The 619-nt window shown below is 69.5% G+C and carries 1 protein-coding gene; it reads left to right on the top strand.

Annotated features, from left to right (window positions below; all coding sequences use genetic code 11):
* The coding region (locus IJ15_RS0124390; RefSeq protein ID WP_031940902.1) for a glutamate--tRNA ligase family protein at positions 1 to 457 on the top strand (457 nt) is incomplete at its 5' end.
* Between the last annotated feature and the right edge of the window lie 162 nt (positions 458 to 619).

The following is a 619-nucleotide window of genomic DNA, read 5'->3' as shown; positions in this document are numbered from 1 at the left end:
GTGCCGCCACCTGAGCGAGGCCGAACGCGACGAACGGCGAGCGACCGGACGCTCACCGGCGCTCCGGCTGCGGGCCGGCTCGGACTCCTACACCGTCGACGACGTCCTGCACGGCCCCTACGCCGCGGAGGGCATCGACCAGGTGGTGCGCGGCGACGACCTGTTGTCGTCGGCGCCACGCCAGGCGTACCTCGCAGGTCTGCTGGGGCTGCCCACACCCGAGTACGCCCACGTGCCGCTGGCACTGAACACGGAAGGCAAGCGGCTGGCCAAGCGTGACGGCGCCGTCACCCTCGCCGACCAGGCCGCCCTCGGGCGCACTCCCCGGGACGTGCTCGGCATGCTCGCCCGGTCGCTGGGGATGGCGGGCGACGACGAGACGGTCACGCTGCCGACGCTGCTCGATCGATGGGATCCGAAATCCCTACCCCTCGATCCCTGGATTTACGGCATGTGAATCTCCACCGATGGATCGCACAAACCGACCACCCGCGACGTAGGGTCACGGGCGAGAAGACATCTTCGCCGTGAGCAGTACCCCGACGACGAGAACCAGGTGCGCGCATGACCAGTGGTGGACAGGACCCGAACCAGAAACCGGAGGGCGGCGACAACGAGC

This window comes from Prescottella defluvii (assembly GCF_000738775.1).
Classification (GTDB): domain Bacteria; phylum Actinomycetota; class Actinomycetes; order Mycobacteriales; family Mycobacteriaceae; genus Prescottella; species Prescottella defluvii.
Note: the sequence above shows the minus strand (reverse complement) of the source record. Positions and strands in the feature narration are given on the sequence as shown.